Origin of the sequence: Idiomarina sp. Sol25, from assembly GCF_033052775.1 — a bacterium.
Taxonomy (GTDB): Bacteria; Pseudomonadota; Gammaproteobacteria; order Enterobacterales; family Alteromonadaceae; genus Idiomarina.
Genome location: NZ_JAUPEW010000123.1, coordinates 1 through 270, shown reverse-complemented (window position 1 = coordinate 270; position 270 = coordinate 1). Strand labels below are relative to the sequence as shown.

Below are 270 nucleotides of genomic sequence, written 5' to 3'. Positions count from 1 at the left end.
CTAGCGGAGGCGGGCCTTGAGCAGAGGGCGAGTCAGATAGCTGAGGACGGATCGCTTGCCGCTCTCGATATCAACCTGCGCCAGCATACCGGGACGAATTGAGAACTTTTCACCATGGCGCTCCAGCTGGTTGCTCTCCGTGCGGACCATCACCCGATAAAAATCCTGCGGTCCCTGCGGGGTATCTTCCTCGACGGTATCCTCAGAAATCTGGGTCACGCTGCCGCGCAGGTCGCCGTAAGTCGAGAAATCATATGCCGTGATTTTCAC

General features: G+C 57.8%; 1 pseudogene. It reads right to left on the bottom strand.

The window, feature by feature from the left end:
- Positions 1-270: pseudogene (locus tag Q5L94_RS13720) on the bottom strand (HlyD family type I secretion periplasmic adaptor subunit); the annotation flags it as partial.